Genomic DNA, 15,354 nt, shown 5'->3' with positions numbered 1-15,354 from the left:
ATATGATGATAAAAGGAATGATTTGAATTTTCATTTGATTGTGATGCATTCGTTGGGACATATGTCTACACAGGTTTCGCAGTAACTGCATTCATCAGGTTCATTGATGGTTAATTTGCCGTCTTTAAGAATCAGAACTTCCATTGGGCAGACGTCTGTACAGTCTCCGAAATCATCACATTGCTGGTGTCTATTGTAATGTCAGCCATTTTTTTAACCTCCAAAATAATTAAAGATGAGTATTTTTTAGTATACTCTGTGTCCACAGCATTTTTTAGGGTTATGTGGGATATTAGGGTCATGGTGGTCGGGATATGGTTTTCCACATGTCATTGGACCTCTTCCACGGGCAGATTCGCAGCATCCTCCCATCCTTTTGTTGTGATTCAATATGGAATCGACATCCAATCCTTCGACTTTTCCAACGTATTCTATTGTTTCGCTGTGGCATTTAGGACACATTTTATGTTCGCCGTTTAATGTTATCCAATTGAAGTCGCATTCTTTGCATATATATTCCAGATTGTCAGTCATTTTAATTCATCTCCTATTTAAATATTGCATAATCCTCTTCCCTGTAGTGGTGAACCGCATTCAGGGCATGTTTTGGTTCTGCATGGAATGCCTCTAATCTTTGGCTCAGTGTAACCGCAGTTAGGGCAACTGCATGTATCATTTGACATTTGATTTCTTCTGTTGTTTGCGTTTAATTTGCGAATGTTTGTTGATTTGCAATCAGGGCATTCTTCATATTTCTTTTCTGGATTTGACCATTGGAAACCACAATCTTCGCATAAATATTTGTTCGGATTAATCATTGTATCACCTTTTACAACAACTATTGGTCGGCCTTCAATTAAAGAGGTAGCCAATTTATGTCTTGCAGAATTCAGGATTCTGTGAAATGTTGACTGTGAAATTTCCATAAATTCAGCAGCCTCAGTTTGCTTTATATCATGATAATCTTTAAATCGGATAGCTTCAAACTCATCTACTGATAATTCAATCGGTTTTCGATTCCGGTGCAACTCATGTTTGTGACATGTAACTACTCTTCTCATTCGTTTAGGTCTTACCATACTATTCTCCCCAAATGTACCTTCAGGTATTATGAATACAAATTCATAACTATTATATAAATGTGTTCCTTACGAGTAAAATCCGAAAGTTGTGGGTGGAGTTATATTCACCATCATTATTGATTCTGACCATTATTAGAATCAAAATAAGTTCAAGGACATGGTTTTAATGAAACGTTTCTAACATTAACTGTAAGGATATCAAAATTTAATCGGTTTTCAGCGTATATATGTATGTCTATTACCCATAATCTTTTCAAATTCAAACATTTCCTGATCTTCCATAGGATGGTTTTCATCCCAATTCTTGTCGGGATGTTTTTCGTTGTAGAATTCTACTATATGAAATCCCAGTCTGTTTACATAGAAATGAATATTCCTTTTGTCAAAGTATGGTGTGTAGGTTTTCCATATTTTCGTATTGGGATATAGATTTTCTATTTCTCTCCAGATTTTTTGTCCAATTCCTGCATTTTGACTGTGAACATTTACAAATAAGAAATCCAATTGGTTGGTCTGTGTCTTTTCATTAATTTCTACAATTGCACCGCCAAGTATTTCCTCATTATTTTTAAGAAGATACGCATAGATGTTTTTTCTGTTTAAGCATTCATCGATGTCTTTTTCAGGTAATATCAACTCTTTACATTTGCCGATGACTTCTTCATAACCTAATTGAAATGATTCCTGCATTAATCTTTTAAATTCTGTAGAATCTTTTTCCTGTAATTTAATCAATGCCATAATTGATTTCTCCTTTAAACTGTAGAAATCTTCGAATATTGGAACTATTGTTTAGCGATAACTTTAAAAGGTCATATTTGGGTTTGTTGAGCTCTAATCGACACTTTCTACATTTATAAATTAAAAAATAACAAACTTTATATATAATTTCTTTAATAATGTTCATTAAGAGTTTAAAATCCATTTTTGGGTACTTAAATTCTAAATTTTGAATAATTGGATTAATTCAATGTCTACCTACTCAAGCATGTTTCATGTTGGGGACATTGTTTTTTTCTTTTACTACTTTTAAATTTTTCAAATCTCTTTTAAAAATTTTTTTTATAGTTCATTGTTAGTTAATTTTTATTCGATGAGTGGATTTTTTCTGAGATAGTTGAGCCACATCACCATTTGATATTTGTTAATTAAAAATAGCTATTAATTATATATAACTTAAAAATTAAATCATTAATTAGTTAAAATTATTTCGGAGAGGAGTTATATGAAAGTTCATGTGATAGTTGTGCTATTTACCTCACTTTAGAACTTATGCTATTTTAATCTTTTTCATCTCTGTTTTTTTGTATGTACTAAATTTTTTAGTACATGTCATACATTACTATATTTTATAATACATTGTGGTCTGAATTTTCTCTCTTTCAGATGAATTTGTTTTTTTTTAATTGCAAAAGAGGTCAATTTTTGGCGGTTGACGTTTGATAAGCGTAAAATGTTTAAAAAGTTAATGTCTCGGGATTTAAATGTTCATTTCAGTTAGTAATTTAAAACCGAAGTTGATAAAACGGAATAATGATTACTAATGGTGGAATTAAACCTCACTGACAGTTTTAAGATAAGGGACTTTACTCATAAGGTATGGCAGAAGCCAGCTTAAAAATACTATCAGCACAATGTCAATGGGAAGAGCAGGCTGGATTCTGGATTGTGGTAGGACAGCTCTTTTACAGCAATCACGTGTGAGAACTACATTCCGTAACCGCATAGGATTAATGAAAAAATTGCCTTTCCGATGAAGTTGTCCTTAATCCTGCTGAATTTGTCCGGTCTGTCAAGGCACATGAAAAATCATGATTTATTATATTCATAATGGTGGTTAAAAGTAATGAATATTTTAATATCAATAAAATCAATATATTTTTATATCGTATGAAAAAAGAAGTTGAAGACAAAAGGGTTATGATTCTTGGATGCTTACTGTTATTTTGCGTTCAATTCATAGCCAATATGGTTACGGTAGCACTCCCTACAATAGCATCAGATTTAAGTTTAAATGTTGAAATGGTAAATGCTATCAATTTGGTTTTTTTAGTAACGTCCGTGTCGTTAATGCTGCCGCTGGGAAAATTTGTTTCAAAACATGGAATTGGAAGATACCTTAAATATAGTATTGTATTAATGATTGTAGGGTTATTGCTTTCGGCTTTTTCAACAGATATTGCCTCCCTTTTGATTTCTCGAATTATTCAGGGAGTTGCAACTGCGGTCATTAATGGAGCCATGTATGTCATTGTTACGATACAGCTTCCTTCAGACAAGCTGGGTTATGCCATGGGAATAATGGGGTCTTGCGGATATGTAGGTTTGTGCTTATCCAATACCGTATCGGGATTGGTTGTTTATTACTTGTCTTGGAGAGCGGTTTTCATGATATTAATCCCAATTTATGTCATTACTCTATTAATATTGATTAATTTGGGTAAGGAATGGTATACTGATGACATTAATGAAATAGACAAGCTAGGTTCAATTATTTATTTTATTTTTATGGGATTATTTTTGTATGGTGTTGTCAGATTGGATGACGGCAATTTCTTTATATTGATACTGAGCCTCGTCTTTTTATTCATATTTTTAAAAGTTGAAAAGAATAAAAAACATCCAGTATACAATTTAATGCTTTTAAAAAATTTCAAATATCTTTTAGGTAATTATTCTGCATTTGTAATGTATTTTATGACATTTATAGCATCTTATATATTGAATTTCTATTTACAAAATGCTTTAGGATATGATGCTCGTTTAACAGGACTGTTTTTACTTGCAACACCTATTGCAGTAGTGTTTGTTTCATCATTCGCTGGAAAACTCTCTGATAAAAGTGATGAGCGTACAATTTCATCCATTGCTTTAACGTTCATTTTAGTTAATGTGGTGCTGCTGTTTTTCATGGACTGTGTGCCTGTTTATGTTCTTTTAATTGCATGTGTCCTTCAGGGAATCGGGCACGGTTTGTTCTCATCACCAAACAATCGATTTGTATTAACACTTGTGGAGCAAAAGGACTTGTCTGATGCATCAACAATGTTGTCCACAAGCAAAGATGTTGGAAAAAGTATAAGTCTTTCATTGTTTTCCATAACTTGCGGTTTTGTTTTAGGAACTTCAAATACTCTTGAAAGTAACATTCCTTTGTTTATAATCTCATCCAAAATCATGCTGGCAATAGTTATATTTTTAGGGATATCCTCAATAATCTTATTGCTATTTAATAAAATTAAAAATCCATATGTTGCCTGAATTGTCTATGTGTGATTCAATCAAACTCCATCACCACGTAAAGCCAGATGAATTTTCAGGAATTGGAAAATTTAGGAAAAATCTGATTAAAAAAGATTATAACATTTTTTAAAAAAATTATAAAATCATCAACAATATTAGGAGAATATTCCTTTTCATATTCTTTTCTAAAATCTTTAAATAAACCTATTTTTCCATTCACGTTTTGAATATTACTATACTTAACATTCAAGAAAAGATGAGTGTATTTTGCATTAACTCTCACTTCAAAAATATTTATTATTAATGAAGTTGATACTTTATATTACAATTAGTGATAAGGAGGATTTGTTTTGGTTGAAGAAAATGAATTAGATTCTACATATGGAATTTCTGATGAAGAACTTACGGAAAGATTTAAAGCATCTATTAAAATTGATCAGGATATATGTAAGATTAAAGGACTTCCTATTGCTGGTTATGATGATGAAAATAAACGTGCTTATTTAGAGTATCCTGATGGAAGGAGAGTTTATGTCTCAGAAAAGTAGGCTTCCTGAAGTTATGGTTTTTGCAGGTCCTAATGGCAGTGGCAAAACCACAATAACACGTATGGCAAAAACTGTAGGTGTTTATATCAATGCTGACGATATTAAAAAATCAAGTTTATGCAGTGATTTGGAGGCTGCACAAAAAGCTGAAGAACTCAGAAAATCAATGCTGGAAAAAGGTGAAGATTTCACATTTGAAACAGTGCTTTCTACAGATAGAAATCTGAAGTTACTTCATAAGGCTAAAGAAAAAGGATACTTTTTAAGATGCATCTATGTTCTCACAGATGATTATGAAATAAATATCGCAAGAGTAAGAATGCGGGAATCCATGGGTGGTCATGGAGTTCCTGAAGATAAAATCAAATCAAGATATGAAAAAGCGCTTAATTTAATTCCTGATTTGGTTGAAATTTGTGATATTGTCCATATTTATGACAATACTAATGTTCCATTTAGAATATTCAAGAAAAGAAAAGATGTGTATTATCATTGGGAGAATAAATATTGGAGTTATTCAGATATTGAAAAACTCACTGGAATAAAAGAATATGAAAATTAGTATTTGGTAAATATGCAATTATTCTTCTAGTTACCATTTGTAAATAAAATTTTAAAAATACACTTACTTTATAAATGAAATTTTTAATTACTAAAATCCAGATAAATAGTAACTATACAATTTTTCGATGACTTCCTTTTAGTAAGTATATAAATGTTTGTATATTTGCAATTTTTATCATATTTTTACAAATAATTAATCTTTACTTTCTGCAAATAAAATGAAGTATACATCCCAAGATAAAAAAATCATGGATAATATTGAATCAATTAAAAATAGCTATTTATATATAATTTAAAAAAGTAAAATAGTATTAATTAATATTAATTGAGGTTATTATATGAAAACTCATGCGATAGTTGTGGTACTTTCATCTCTACAATACTTTTTTTAAGATTTATAATAATTAAATATTTTTAATTGCCATAATCGGCTATTGTTTATATAACTGAAGATATTTTTATAAATTTCTAGCTACATATTATTAATCACTGTGAGGTGAGTTGTATGGCTAGTTTAAATTTTGATGATGATCGTTTGAAGAGCACTCCCTTTTTTTATTTCATTAACTACATTAATGTGCTTCACGACAATTTCTTAAAAGAGAATTTCAAGGATATCACTCCCAGGGATTTCACTTATCTCTCAAATATTTTCTATCATGAAAACATATCCCAAAAGGAATTGGCAGTTCTGCTTTATGTTTCAGAAGCTAATGTTGCTCAAATCGTTAAAAGACTGGAAAAAAGTGGTTATGTTAAACGCGAATTTTTAAAAGATGATAATGGTAAAAAATCTCTTAGTTTAACTGATGAAGGTGAGTCCATTTTTAATTTTCTTTTAAACATGATTAATGAAGGGGAATCAGAAATTTTTAAAGATTACTCTGATGAAGACAAAATGAAATTCAAAGAAATGCTATATGTCTTTTGTGAAGGTGCAGCGGAATACTGATAAAACTTAAATATTCATGAACCAAAAAATAATATTATACTTAAGATACTTAAGTAGATTATTACTTAAAAGGTGAAAATCATGGCTGACAAAGAAAAAACTATTGAAGTATTGCAAGCTATTGTAACTGGATTGTCTGCAAATTCATTTGGACACAGAATTCAAGCTAAAATATTTGCAGGATTAGGATTTCCGTCCCTAGGAGACAAATATATTGCACATGCAACCGAAGAAATGGATTTCGTAGAACAGTTCATGGACAGAATCCTCGATTTGGGTGGAGAAATCAAACAGGAAGCACAGGAAGCAAAACCTATATACACAGACATTGTTGAGTTCATAGAATATGACTATAACGTATCAGTTGAGGGAATTGCATTTTTAAACGAAGTAATGGATTCCGGAATCTTTGATGCAACCACTTATGATTTGATGAAAGTATATCTCAAGGATGAAGAGGAAGACATGTACTGGAGCGAACAGCAATTAGACCTATGCAAAATGATTGGAAAACAAAACTATCTGACACAATTGTTAATCAACGGTCCAGCTGCTGAATAAACTTATTTATTAGGTGGGGAAAATGGAGATTAAAGCTGTTAAAACATTTAAAAATGGATTCATGAATCAGGCCTTTGCTTTTGGCGGTGAAGAGGGAATGGAAAATTTCGATGCATCCATTAAATATCGGGCAAGCATTCAAAATTATCTGATTGATACAGGAGATGAAATAATTCTTGTAGATACTGGAATTCCTGAAGGATTGGCTATTCCCGAACCTGATGATTCAACTCCAATCTACAATGGGGAGCTAATAAGCAGTTATGTGGAAGCATTGGAAAAATTAGGTTACAAAGTGGAAGATGTATCAAGAATTCTTTTAACACACAAACATCCGGACCATTCCGGTGAATTGTCAAAATTTCCGAATGCTAAAATATACCTGTCAAAAACAGAAGCAGAAGAGTTAAAACTTGATGGCGACAACATCATAACAGTTGATTATGAAACCATTTATAAGAATTTCCCAAAAGCCGAAAAAATTGTTGACGGAGTATATCTTATTCAGGCAATAGGCCACACTACCGGAAACAGCATAGTTATTGTGGAAGATGATGATTTATTCTACATGATTCATGGAGATATAACATATACTGATGAAGCACTCTATGCAAACAAGCTGTCCATAGTTTTTGAAGACATCGAAAAGGCAAGGGAAACATTAGACAATGTACGTGAATTCATCAAAAACAATCCTACAGTGTATCTGTCAACACACACTCCATTAGGTCCTGAAAACCTTGAAAACAAATATATTATAGATTTAGATAACCAACCGGAAAGTATTTATCCCGAATAAATGCTTTCTTTAAATTCTTTTTTGATTAAAAATGAAAATATTGTATTATACCTCAACCGGAAATAATCTATTCATTGCAAAACACTTTGGAGGGGATTTAATCAGCATTCCTCAACTTGTGAAAGCCAATGAATTTAACATTGAAGATGATGCTGTAGGAATCATCTTTCCAGTTTTTTTTGCAACTTCCCCGAAACTGATTAGGGAATTTGTTGAAAAGGTCAACATCAAAACTGACTATTTGTTTTTGATAACATCCTATGGAAGAGACGGCGATCAGAATGCTCTTCGAATAATGAAGGAAACATTCAACAAAAGGGGCATTAATGTTAACTACACAAATTCAGTGTTAATGGTTGATAATTTCCTTCCTGTGTTTGACATGGCTGATGAAATCGAATTGAAAAAAGATTTAAACATCATTGATGAGATTGAAAAAATCAAGGATGACATTCTTGCCAAAAAGGAATATATTTTGGATAAGGAACTTTTTACGGATGTTGAGAATATTGAAGTTGTATTGGAAACTACAATGACTGAAAAATATCACATCCAAGTTGGAGAAGACTGCAGTGGGTGTGAAGTATGCACTAAAGTATGTCCAAGAGGAAATATTGAACTTATTGATGAAAAGCCTTATTTTGGAGATACATGTGATTTCTGTTTAGGCTGCATCCACCATTGCAAAACACATACACTAACAATAAATGATGAAGCCAATCCAAATGAGAGATACAGAAATCCAAACATTAAACTTTCCGAGATAATTAAAAGCAACTGGCAAAGAGTATAAATTACCTTCATGATAAAAGTAGAATTCTAGTTTTTAATATCTACACATTAATGACAATATTGTTAATATATATTTCACCATTATCTATTAATTCCTATTTTTTGTAGCTTCCAAAATAGCTATTTATATATAATTTAAAAAGTAAAATAGTATTAATTAAATTAATTGAGGTTATTTTATGAACACTCATGCGATAGTTGTATACCTTTTCTCTCTACACTACTTTTTTTACACTTATACTAATTAAATATTTTTCAATTGCCCTTCAAATATTATGAATGGTTATTATGAGAATTATAGCATCATCTATCTTTTGAATTTGTCCTTGTCCAGTGTTTTAACTATTTTAGCCGGAATGCCTACTGCCACTTCATAGTCGCCCACATCTTTTGTAACAATAGCTCCCGCTCCAACAATTGCATATTTGCCGATTGTAACTCCTGGAAGAATACTTGCTCCTGCTCCAATCCATGCTCCCTTTTTGATGTGGATTGGTTTGCACAGCAAAACCTGCCGATCATATTCGTCGTGGTTGTTTGAAAGTAGCTGGACATTGGCAGCAAGCATCACGTCATCTTCGATTGTTATTCCGCCACGTGCCATCAAAAGGGAATTGGAATTGATGAAAACATTGTTGCCAATTTTCATGTGGTCAAATGCAGCGCCTGCAATGGGTGCAATTATACGGCTGTTCTCGCCTAAATTGTCACCAAACAGTTCCTTTAAAAGATTATCGTATTCTTCACTATTCGGCATTGTGTGATTGATTTTAAATACAGTCTCATTCATTTTGATTGCATCACTCATTTCCTCGGGGGTCATTTCTCTAATGTCTACTATTTCATAATCCATTTAATCATCTCCTATCTAAGGTGTTCTGGAAGTGGAATTCCTTCCTCAATGCTTAGCTGTTTTATCTTTAAAAACCATGCCATGTTTCTTGCAAGGTTTTTCATTGTAAGCAATCCCTCATGATCATTCAGTGCCTCTTCTGCTTTTGTTCCATATATCACGTTCCAGTATGTTGAGCTTATTATTGGCATTTCCGCCCATGTGAAGAATCTGTTTATTGTATCGATGGCAGTCATTGTCCCTGCTCTTCTGGCACTTGCAACTGCTGCTGCAGGCTTCAATCGGAATATTCTTTTTCCTCCGAAAAATGATGAGAAGAAAACTCGTGTCATGAAGTTGGTCAATGTGGGATTTACAGTTCCATAGTACACAGGTCCTCCAAATATGTATCCGTCATATTCCTTGGCCATTTCAACAAAACTGTTCACTTCATCATCATATATGCATTTTCCAAATTCACTGCATTTTCTGCAGTCTATACATCCTCTGATGTCCTTGTGCCCTATTCTGTATATTTCTGAACCGATGCCTTCGTTTTTTAATGTTTCTTTAATCTGATTCAATGCCACGTAGGTGCAGCCTTCCCTGTTAGGGCTTCCGTTCACCAACAATACTTTCATGTTATCCTCATCCTTTAATATATAATTATGATTAATTATTATATATAGTTAATTGTTAACTATGGTTAGGTATTTATAGTAGGTAATATAAAAGTAATTTTTAGATGATTATGATTTACAGTGACAATCCGGAAAAGATATTCTTTTACCATTACGTTGAAGAAATCATTTCAAATTACGGATCATTTTTCAGCAGTGTCCTAAAGGACAATGACATGACAATCAAAGAACTGTCAGTTCTTTTAAGGATAAGATTCGACGACATAACGACCCAGCATGACTTGGTGGATGTATTCAATGTAAGCGGAGCATACATTGCAAAACTTCTTCGCAAATTCGAAGACAATGGATATATCAAACGAGAGGAGGATCCCAATAACAGGCGGAAAAAAATTGTCAAGTTAACCGAAAAAGGAATTGAAAAGACAGATGAACTTATCAAAGTCATAGACGACTGGGAAAAGGACGTAACATCCGATTTAACAGATGATGAGATAACAACTCTAAAAAACATTCTATTTAAAATCATAAGTAAGGAGGATTAGATTATGGAATTTGATTTGAACACAAACAAGGAAGTGATTGCACTTTTAGGTGCAGGAAGCATGGGAACAGCAATAGTTAAAAGAATAGGTGCTGGCAAACTGATATTTCTGGGAGACATAAGTGAAGACAATCTTGAAAGTAGAGCCAAAGAGCTAAGATATGAAGGATACATCGTAGAAACACAGGTTGTAGATGCGATGGATAAAAGTTCCGTTGAAGCATTTGCCAGAAGGGCATCAGAATTGGGAACTTTAAAACATTTCATTAATACTGCGGGTGCCTCACCTAATCAGGCAAGTCCCGAACATATCATCAATCTGGATTTGGTTGCAACTGCTGAAACCATTGACGTATTTGCAGACTACATCGCAGAAGGCGGATCAGGTCTTATCATCTCAAGCCAGACAGGTTACATGATGAATTTGCCTCCGGAAGTTGAAAATGAAATAGCGATGGCGCCAACTGATGAGCTTAAAAACATTGACTTTATCAAAAACGATGCTATGGTCAATTCCGGTGCAGCATACATCGTTGCCAAAAGGGCAAATCATCTGAGGGTGAGAACAGCTGCCGCAACAACCTGGGGTGACAGAAGAGCAAGAATCAACACAATCAGTCCCGGAATCATCGTAACTCCACTTGCATATGATGAGTTTGAAGCAGCAGGTGAAGGTTATCAGGAAATGATAAATTCATCTCCTGCAAGAAGGGTCGGAACACCTGAAGAAATAGCAAGGGCTGCAGAATTTCTCTTAAGTGACCAGTCATCATTCATAACAGGAATCGATTTGTTGATTGACGGAGGAGTGATAGCCGCAATAAACAGCGGAAGATATTCTCTGCAGGTTGAATAAGGAGGATAATGATATGAAATCTTTCAAATTAAATGACGGTAATGAAATACCTTCAATAGGTTTTGGAACATTCCTGATTCCTGCTGACGGAAGCACATACAATGCTGTTTCAAAAGCACTGGAATTCGGAGTAAGACACATCGACACGGCTGCTGCATACTTCAACGAAGAGGAAGTGGGCAGTGCCGTTCAGGACAGTGAAATTGACCGTGAAGATGTCTGGATAACCTCCAAGATGTGGCTTCAGGATTACAAGTATGAAGATGCCAAAAAAGCAATTGACTTGTCTTTAAAAAAGCTTCAGACAGATTATATGGATTTATATTTGCTGCACCAGCCTTACGGTGCAGTTGATGAAGCCTGGAGAGCGTTGGAGGAAGCAAAGGATGAAGGAAAAATCAAATCAATAGGAGTAAGCAACATGACTGCGAAACTATGGAACCGGTTTGTGCCGGACTTTGATACTTTGCCTTCTGTTAATCAGGTGGAATTCAATCCATACTTCCAGCAAAAGGAGATCCGTGAAATAATGGCCAAGGATGATGTTAAACTTGAATCATGGGGGCCACTAGGTCAAGGAAGGCATGATCTTTTAACAAATCCGGTAATTACCGATATTGCAGATAAATACGATAAAAATGCAGGGCAGGTCATCTTAAGGTTTGAAAACCAGGAAGGAATAATCGTATTTCCGAAATCCACAAAGGACGAACACATAAAATCCAACATGGACATATTCGATTTCAAGATTAATGATGATGAGATGGATAATATCAGAGCGCTTGACACCGGCAGGGGAAGCCATGACCCTGATGCCGAAGGTGTGGGTGAAATGCTGCTTTCAGCATTTGATGTACACGCAAACGATTAAACACTAAAAGTCATATAACCATCACTTATTCACCATAATTCGAATTGCCAATGACTTTTTTTGATTAAATTTGGTTTTGAAATTCTATTTGAAAAATCAATGCTGTCAAGAAGTTTAAATAACTTAAAGAATTTAAGGCATGTGGTGTAATTTTTAATTTAATAGCTATTTATATATAATTTAAAAAAGTAAAATAGTATTAATTAAAATAATTGAGGTATTTTTATGAAAGGAGATGTATATTACGGTAAAGGTATCAGAGAACTAAAAGATGAATATCCTGATTTATATGAGTTGGTATCTGACATTAACGATACTGTATGGGATGGCAATGTCTTAGATTATAAAACTCAAAAGCTAATTGCAATTGGTATCACTGCTTCCCGTGCAGATCCAAGAGCCACTAAAAAACAAATTAGAAGTGCAATTGAAGTATTGGGCATTACCAAAGAAGAAATCGTGGATGTTTTAAGAGTCGTATTGTTGACATCAGGTATGCCAGCATTTTCCAAATCACTTCAAATCTTAAACAGTGTCGTAGCATCAATGGAAGAAGATGAAAACGAAGAATAATTTCTTCGTTCATTTTTAACTTTTTTTAATTAAGCGCCATTTTCAAGCTATTATTTGGCATGCCATTTGGAAAGCGAAAAACAGCATGAAAAAAATCATTCCCGGGTTTAAAATCGCGGTCTTTAAAGGATTTTCCAAAGGAATTTCTGTTTTTGTTTCATCTAATTTTGATTTTTTGAATTTGTAGAGGCTCACTATTCCAATAATCATTGCTGTGATGAGAAATATCAAATAAGCCAGTATGATGGCCATATCTAATGGGGCGTAGGTTCCGGCAATTAGATTTTCTGCGCTTGCCACTACAAGCACACTGATTACAGACCCAAGTAGGTTAACTGCAATGTGCAGTCCTATAGTATAGATTACTTTACCTGTTTTAATATAGACATAAGCGAAAAATCCGCCCATTAAGAATGTATAAAAGAACTGGTTTAGGTTTCCATGGAAAAAACCGAATAGTATTGCTGACAGTAATATTGAAATTTTTGCCCCATATTTTATGGTTCTGTCAATCAGAAGTTTTCTAAAGAATATCTCTTCAAAGATAGGTGCAATAATGCTTATTAAGAGTAGGTTCATCCAGATATCTGAATTGGTAATTAGATTTTCGACAGGATTTGAAACATCTGTCTGCAATACAAAACCAATTTCTGCGGTTACAATCAATCCGATAATGTTGCCTATCCACATCAATGTTAATGTAATTGCAATGTATTTTAGGAATGTTGCAATGCTTAGATTTTTCTTTTCTATTGGTCGGGTGTCAATTTTTTTCAGCAGAAAGTACAGGGCTGGAAACGGCAATACATAGTTACAAATTGCAGATAATATTGTCGTGAAATTAATATTGTTAAGCAGGTTGGAGTTTATCGATCCCGCAGAGTTCATTACAACGACTGTAACCAGTAATATGAATAATCCGAATATCAAATAACTGAATCCTATTCTTGAGAAAAATTTTTTATGGATATTCAATGTTTCACCTTTTTTATCAATATTTCATTTTTTATAGTATTTATTTATATCTTTAATAAATTGCATATGGGGGTTTTTAGTGTAAAATCAGGGATTTAAAATAATTATAGTTTGGCTATTAGTGTTCCATAATTTCCATTTTCGATGCTTTCATAAACATAATCAAGTGATTTCAATATTGAATTTTCTAAATTGTTTCCCTTTGCAAGATATGCCACAATAGCGGAAGATAGATTGCAACCGGTACCATGTAAATTGTCTGTTTTGATTAGTTCATGTTTCCTTATTGTAATTTCACCGTCAATGTTAATGGTGTTTATTCCATCCAGATGGCCACCTGTAATGATGCTGTTGCATTTAATTTTTTCACATGCTTTAATTGCATCCTCTTTTGTTTTAATATCCAAACCGGTAAGTTTTTCTGCTTCGGTAATGTTGGGTGTTGTTAAAATGCATTCTGGAAGCAGATATTTATTTAAAGCTTCTGCCAAATCCTGTTGGGTTAAGTTTCCGCCGGAAGTTGCAACCATGACAGGGTCGACAACCGCTTTAAGATTGTATTGTTTTACCTTTTTTGAAACTAATTTGATAATTTCTGGCGAATATAGCATTCCCGTCTTAATAAATTCAACTTCATAAGAATCCATTACAGAATCAATCTGCTCTTCTATGTATTTTGGGGAAACGGGTTGTGTTGAAAAGAATTTGTAGGGGTTTTGTGCGGTAAGGGCTGTAACTACTCCAGTTCCGTAAGCGCCAATGGCCTGGAATGTTTTCAAATCTGCAAAAACTCCCGCACCGCCTGAAGGGTCAACGCCTGCAATGGACATTACAATCATCTAATCAGCCCGTGTAACCTTTAGACGTTCACTTCCTCGATGAGGTTCTACATTGACTTTCAGCTCTTTTAGGTATTTTCTGGTATGGGTTTTTTCGCCATGAATCATTATTTCCCCTAAATCTTCAGCAGTATTCACATCAAGAGCCATAAAAAATGAATCATGAACCTGTGGATTTAGTTTTTTCCTCTCTGCAGCTTTCACATGCTCCCTATAGCTAAATCCTTCAAATCTTGTGTGTATTGCCATGGGCTTCATTATTATCATGTTTGTTCCGCCTCCTTTAGCAGGAACAATAATAAAGTCCAGGCTTTTGGATGCGTCAATCAACATTTGGATATTAGTCTTTCCAATCAGCGGAACATCAGATGGAACAATGATGATTTTCCTTGCTTTTCCCTTGCAGAATTTCATGGCCTGTTTTAGAGCCTTATTTAAGTTGGATTTTTCATCTTCAAGTATGGTATTTAAGTTTAAGCTTTCCGCATAACTCAATACCTCTTCGTCCCTGCTGATGATGAAGATTTTGTCCACATGTTTCTTTAAGGTATCGGTTACATCCTTAAGCATGACTTTCAGGAGTTTTTCCCGTTCGTCTTCTGTAAGAAATGGGGACAATCTAGTTTTAGCATTTTTAAATTTTGTAACTGGAATTATAGCGTAAATATCATCCATAATATCA

General features: G+C 33.7%; 20 protein-coding genes and 1 pseudogene. 11 read left to right on the top strand and 10 right to left on the bottom strand.

Annotated features, from left to right (window positions below):
• Positions 1 to 30 precede the first annotated feature (30 nt).
• The 5 genes and pseudogenes from IJE64_RS08045 to IJE64_RS08025 all read right to left on the bottom strand — a co-directional run bounded on the left by IJE64_RS08045 (position 31) and on the right by IJE64_RS08025 (position 2,808).
• Positions 31 to 209, bottom strand: a pseudogene (locus IJE64_RS08045) (4Fe-4S dicluster domain-containing protein).
• A gap of 37 nt (positions 210 to 246) precedes the next feature.
• Complete coding sequence (locus IJE64_RS08040; protein WP_292784529.1) at positions 247 to 534, bottom strand: DNA-binding protein; 288 nt, start codon at positions 532 to 534, stop codon at positions 247 to 249.
• Between the two features lie 17 nt (positions 535 to 551).
• Complete coding sequence (locus IJE64_RS08035) at positions 552 to 1,079, bottom strand: DUF134 domain-containing protein (protein WP_292784526.1); 528 nt, start codon at positions 1,077 to 1,079, stop codon at positions 552 to 554.
• Positions 1,080 to 1,298: 219 nt separating this feature from the next.
• On the bottom strand, positions 1,299 to 1,823 hold the full coding sequence (locus IJE64_RS08030; protein WP_292784523.1) for a GNAT family N-acetyltransferase: 525 nt from the start codon (positions 1,821 to 1,823) through the stop codon (positions 1,299 to 1,301).
• An 811-nt stretch (positions 1,824 to 2,634) separates the two neighbouring features.
• Positions 2,635 to 2,808 (bottom strand): hypothetical protein, encoded by a 174-nt coding sequence (locus IJE64_RS08025; RefSeq protein ID WP_292784520.1) that lies wholly within the window; start codon positions 2,806 to 2,808, stop codon positions 2,635 to 2,637.
• 164 nt (positions 2,809 to 2,972) lie between these two features.
• Here IJE64_RS08025 and IJE64_RS08020 point away from each other — a divergent pair, with 164 nt between their 5' ends.
• The 7 genes from IJE64_RS08020 (at position 2,973) to IJE64_RS07990 (ending at position 8,542) form a co-directional block, all read left to right on the top strand.
• On the top strand, positions 2,973 to 4,343 hold the full coding sequence (locus IJE64_RS08020) for an MFS transporter (protein ID WP_292784518.1): 1,371 nt from the start codon (positions 2,973 to 2,975) through the stop codon (positions 4,341 to 4,343).
• Positions 4,344 to 4,675: 332 nt separating this feature from the next.
• Positions 4,676 to 4,873, top strand: a complete 198-nt coding sequence (locus IJE64_RS08015) for a hypothetical protein (protein ID WP_058738427.1) — start codon at positions 4,676 to 4,678, stop codon at positions 4,871 to 4,873.
• Positions 4,857 to 5,435, top strand: a complete 579-nt coding sequence (locus IJE64_RS08010; RefSeq protein WP_292784512.1) for a zeta toxin family protein — start codon at positions 4,857 to 4,859, stop codon at positions 5,433 to 5,435. The genes IJE64_RS08015 and IJE64_RS08010 overlap by 17 nt, the downstream gene beginning before the upstream one ends.
• A gap of 507 nt (positions 5,436 to 5,942) precedes the next feature.
• A complete protein-coding gene (locus IJE64_RS08005; RefSeq protein ID WP_292784509.1) occupies positions 5,943 to 6,389 on the top strand; it encodes a MarR family transcriptional regulator in 447 nt (148 codons plus the stop codon).
• An 81-nt stretch (positions 6,390 to 6,470) separates the two neighbouring features.
• Positions 6,471 to 6,950, top strand: coding sequence for a bacterioferritin (locus tag IJE64_RS08000; RefSeq protein WP_292784506.1), 480 nt, complete (start codon positions 6,471 to 6,473; stop codon positions 6,948 to 6,950).
• Positions 6,951 to 6,972: 22 nt separating this feature from the next.
• A complete protein-coding gene (locus IJE64_RS07995; RefSeq protein ID WP_292784504.1) occupies positions 6,973 to 7,749 on the top strand; it encodes an MBL fold metallo-hydrolase in 777 nt (258 codons plus the stop codon).
• Positions 7,750 to 7,780: 31 nt separating this feature from the next.
• Positions 7,781 to 8,542, top strand: coding sequence for an EFR1 family ferrodoxin (locus IJE64_RS07990; RefSeq protein WP_292784502.1), 762 nt, complete (start codon positions 7,781 to 7,783; stop codon positions 8,540 to 8,542).
• A gap of 306 nt (positions 8,543 to 8,848) precedes the next feature.
• Here IJE64_RS07990 and IJE64_RS07985 read toward each other — a convergent pair whose 3' ends face one another.
• Positions 8,849 to 9,394, bottom strand: coding sequence for a DapH/DapD/GlmU-related protein (locus IJE64_RS07985; protein ID WP_292784500.1), 546 nt, complete (start codon positions 9,392 to 9,394; stop codon positions 8,849 to 8,851).
• 11 nt (positions 9,395 to 9,405) lie between these two features.
• Entirely contained in the window at positions 9,406 to 10,014 is a 609-nt protein-coding gene (locus IJE64_RS07980; protein WP_292784498.1) for a flavodoxin family protein, read from the bottom strand.
• 104 nt (positions 10,015 to 10,118) lie between these two features.
• Here IJE64_RS07980 and IJE64_RS07975 point away from each other — a divergent pair, with 104 nt between their 5' ends.
• The 4 genes from IJE64_RS07975 (at position 10,119) to IJE64_RS07960 (ending at position 12,858) form a co-directional block, all read left to right on the top strand.
• Positions 10,119 to 10,559 carry a MarR family winged helix-turn-helix transcriptional regulator gene (locus IJE64_RS07975; protein WP_292784495.1) on the top strand — a complete coding sequence of 147 codons (441 nt, stop codon included), beginning with the start codon at positions 10,119 to 10,121 and terminating at the stop codon, positions 10,557 to 10,559.
• A gap of 3 nt (positions 10,560 to 10,562) precedes the next feature.
• A complete protein-coding gene (locus IJE64_RS07970) occupies positions 10,563 to 11,414 on the top strand; it encodes an SDR family oxidoreductase (RefSeq protein ID WP_292784492.1) in 852 nt (283 codons plus the stop codon).
• A 13-nt stretch (positions 11,415 to 11,427) separates the two neighbouring features.
• Positions 11,428 to 12,285 carry an aldo/keto reductase gene (locus IJE64_RS07965; RefSeq protein WP_292784490.1) on the top strand — a complete coding sequence of 286 codons (858 nt, stop codon included), beginning with the start codon at positions 11,428 to 11,430 and terminating at the stop codon, positions 12,283 to 12,285.
• Positions 12,286 to 12,510: 225 nt separating this feature from the next.
• Positions 12,511 to 12,858: a carboxymuconolactone decarboxylase family protein gene (locus IJE64_RS07960; protein ID WP_292784488.1), complete on the top strand. Its 348-nt coding sequence runs from the start codon at positions 12,511 to 12,513 to the stop codon at positions 12,856 to 12,858.
• Between the two features lie 42 nt (positions 12,859 to 12,900).
• Here IJE64_RS07960 and IJE64_RS07955 read toward each other — a convergent pair whose 3' ends face one another.
• The 3 genes from IJE64_RS07955 to cofC form a co-directional block, all read right to left on the bottom strand.
• Positions 12,901 to 13,833, bottom strand: coding sequence for a CPBP family intramembrane glutamic endopeptidase (locus tag IJE64_RS07955; RefSeq protein ID WP_292784485.1), 933 nt, complete (start codon positions 13,831 to 13,833; stop codon positions 12,901 to 12,903).
• A 104-nt stretch (positions 13,834 to 13,937) separates the two neighbouring features.
• Entirely contained in the window at positions 13,938 to 14,672 is a 735-nt protein-coding gene (thiD, locus tag IJE64_RS07950; protein ID WP_292784482.1) for a bifunctional hydroxymethylpyrimidine kinase/phosphomethylpyrimidine kinase, read from the bottom strand.
• A complete protein-coding gene (gene cofC / locus IJE64_RS07945) occupies positions 14,673 to 15,347 on the bottom strand; it encodes a 2-phospho-L-lactate guanylyltransferase (protein WP_292784479.1) in 675 nt (224 codons plus the stop codon).
• Between the last annotated feature and the right edge of the window lie 7 nt (positions 15,348 to 15,354).

The organism is Methanobrevibacter sp. (assembly GCF_017409525.1).
Classification (GTDB): domain Archaea; phylum Methanobacteriota; class Methanobacteria; order Methanobacteriales; family Methanobacteriaceae; genus Methanocatella.
Note: the sequence above shows the minus strand (reverse complement) of the source record. Positions and strands in the feature narration are given on the sequence as shown.

Bases quoted from the DNA above. Each gene is read 5' to 3' on its own strand.
- IJE64_RS08020 (WP_292784518.1), top strand. From the start codon at position 2,973: ATGAAAAAAGAAGTTGAAGACAAAAGGGTTATGATTCTTGGATGCTTA.
- cofC (WP_292784479.1), bottom strand. From the start codon at position 15,347: ATGGATGATATTTACGCTATAATTCCAGTTACAAAATTTAAAAATGCT.
- IJE64_RS08000 (WP_292784506.1), top strand. From the start codon at position 6,471: ATGGCTGACAAAGAAAAAACTATTGAAGTATTGCAAGCTATTGTAACT.
- IJE64_RS08040 (WP_292784529.1), bottom strand. From the start codon at position 534: ATGACTGACAATCTGGAATATATATGCAAAGAATGCGACTTCAATTGG.
- IJE64_RS07965 (WP_292784490.1), top strand. From the start codon at position 11,428: ATGAAATCTTTCAAATTAAATGACGGTAATGAAATACCTTCAATAGGT.
- IJE64_RS07980 (WP_292784498.1), bottom strand. From the start codon at position 10,014: ATGAAAGTATTGTTGGTGAACGGAAGCCCTAACAGGGAAGGCTGCACC.
- thiD (WP_292784482.1), bottom strand. From the start codon at position 14,672: ATGATTGTAATGTCCATTGCAGGCGTTGACCCTTCAGGCGGTGCGGGA.
- IJE64_RS07990 (WP_292784502.1), top strand. From the start codon at position 7,781: ATGAAAATATTGTATTATACCTCAACCGGAAATAATCTATTCATTGCA.
- IJE64_RS07985 (WP_292784500.1), bottom strand. From the start codon at position 9,394: ATGGATTATGAAATAGTAGACATTAGAGAAATGACCCCCGAGGAAATG.
- IJE64_RS07995 (WP_292784504.1), top strand. From the start codon at position 6,973: ATGGAGATTAAAGCTGTTAAAACATTTAAAAATGGATTCATGAATCAG.
- IJE64_RS08030 (WP_292784523.1), bottom strand. From the start codon at position 1,823: ATGGCATTGATTAAATTACAGGAAAAAGATTCTACAGAATTTAAAAGA.
- IJE64_RS08025 (WP_292784520.1), bottom strand. From the start codon at position 2,808: ATGCGGTTACGGAATGTAGTTCTCACACGTGATTGCTGTAAAAGAGCT.
- IJE64_RS07970 (WP_292784492.1), top strand. From the start codon at position 10,563: ATGGAATTTGATTTGAACACAAACAAGGAAGTGATTGCACTTTTAGGT.
- IJE64_RS08005 (WP_292784509.1), top strand. From the start codon at position 5,943: ATGGCTAGTTTAAATTTTGATGATGATCGTTTGAAGAGCACTCCCTTT.
- IJE64_RS08035 (WP_292784526.1), bottom strand. From the start codon at position 1,079: ATGGTAAGACCTAAACGAATGAGAAGAGTAGTTACATGTCACAAACAT.
- IJE64_RS07960 (WP_292784488.1), top strand. From the start codon at position 12,511: ATGAAAGGAGATGTATATTACGGTAAAGGTATCAGAGAACTAAAAGAT.
- IJE64_RS08010 (WP_292784512.1), top strand. From the start codon at position 4,857: ATGTCTCAGAAAAGTAGGCTTCCTGAAGTTATGGTTTTTGCAGGTCCT.
- IJE64_RS07975 (WP_292784495.1), top strand. From the start codon at position 10,119: ATGATTATGATTTACAGTGACAATCCGGAAAAGATATTCTTTTACCAT.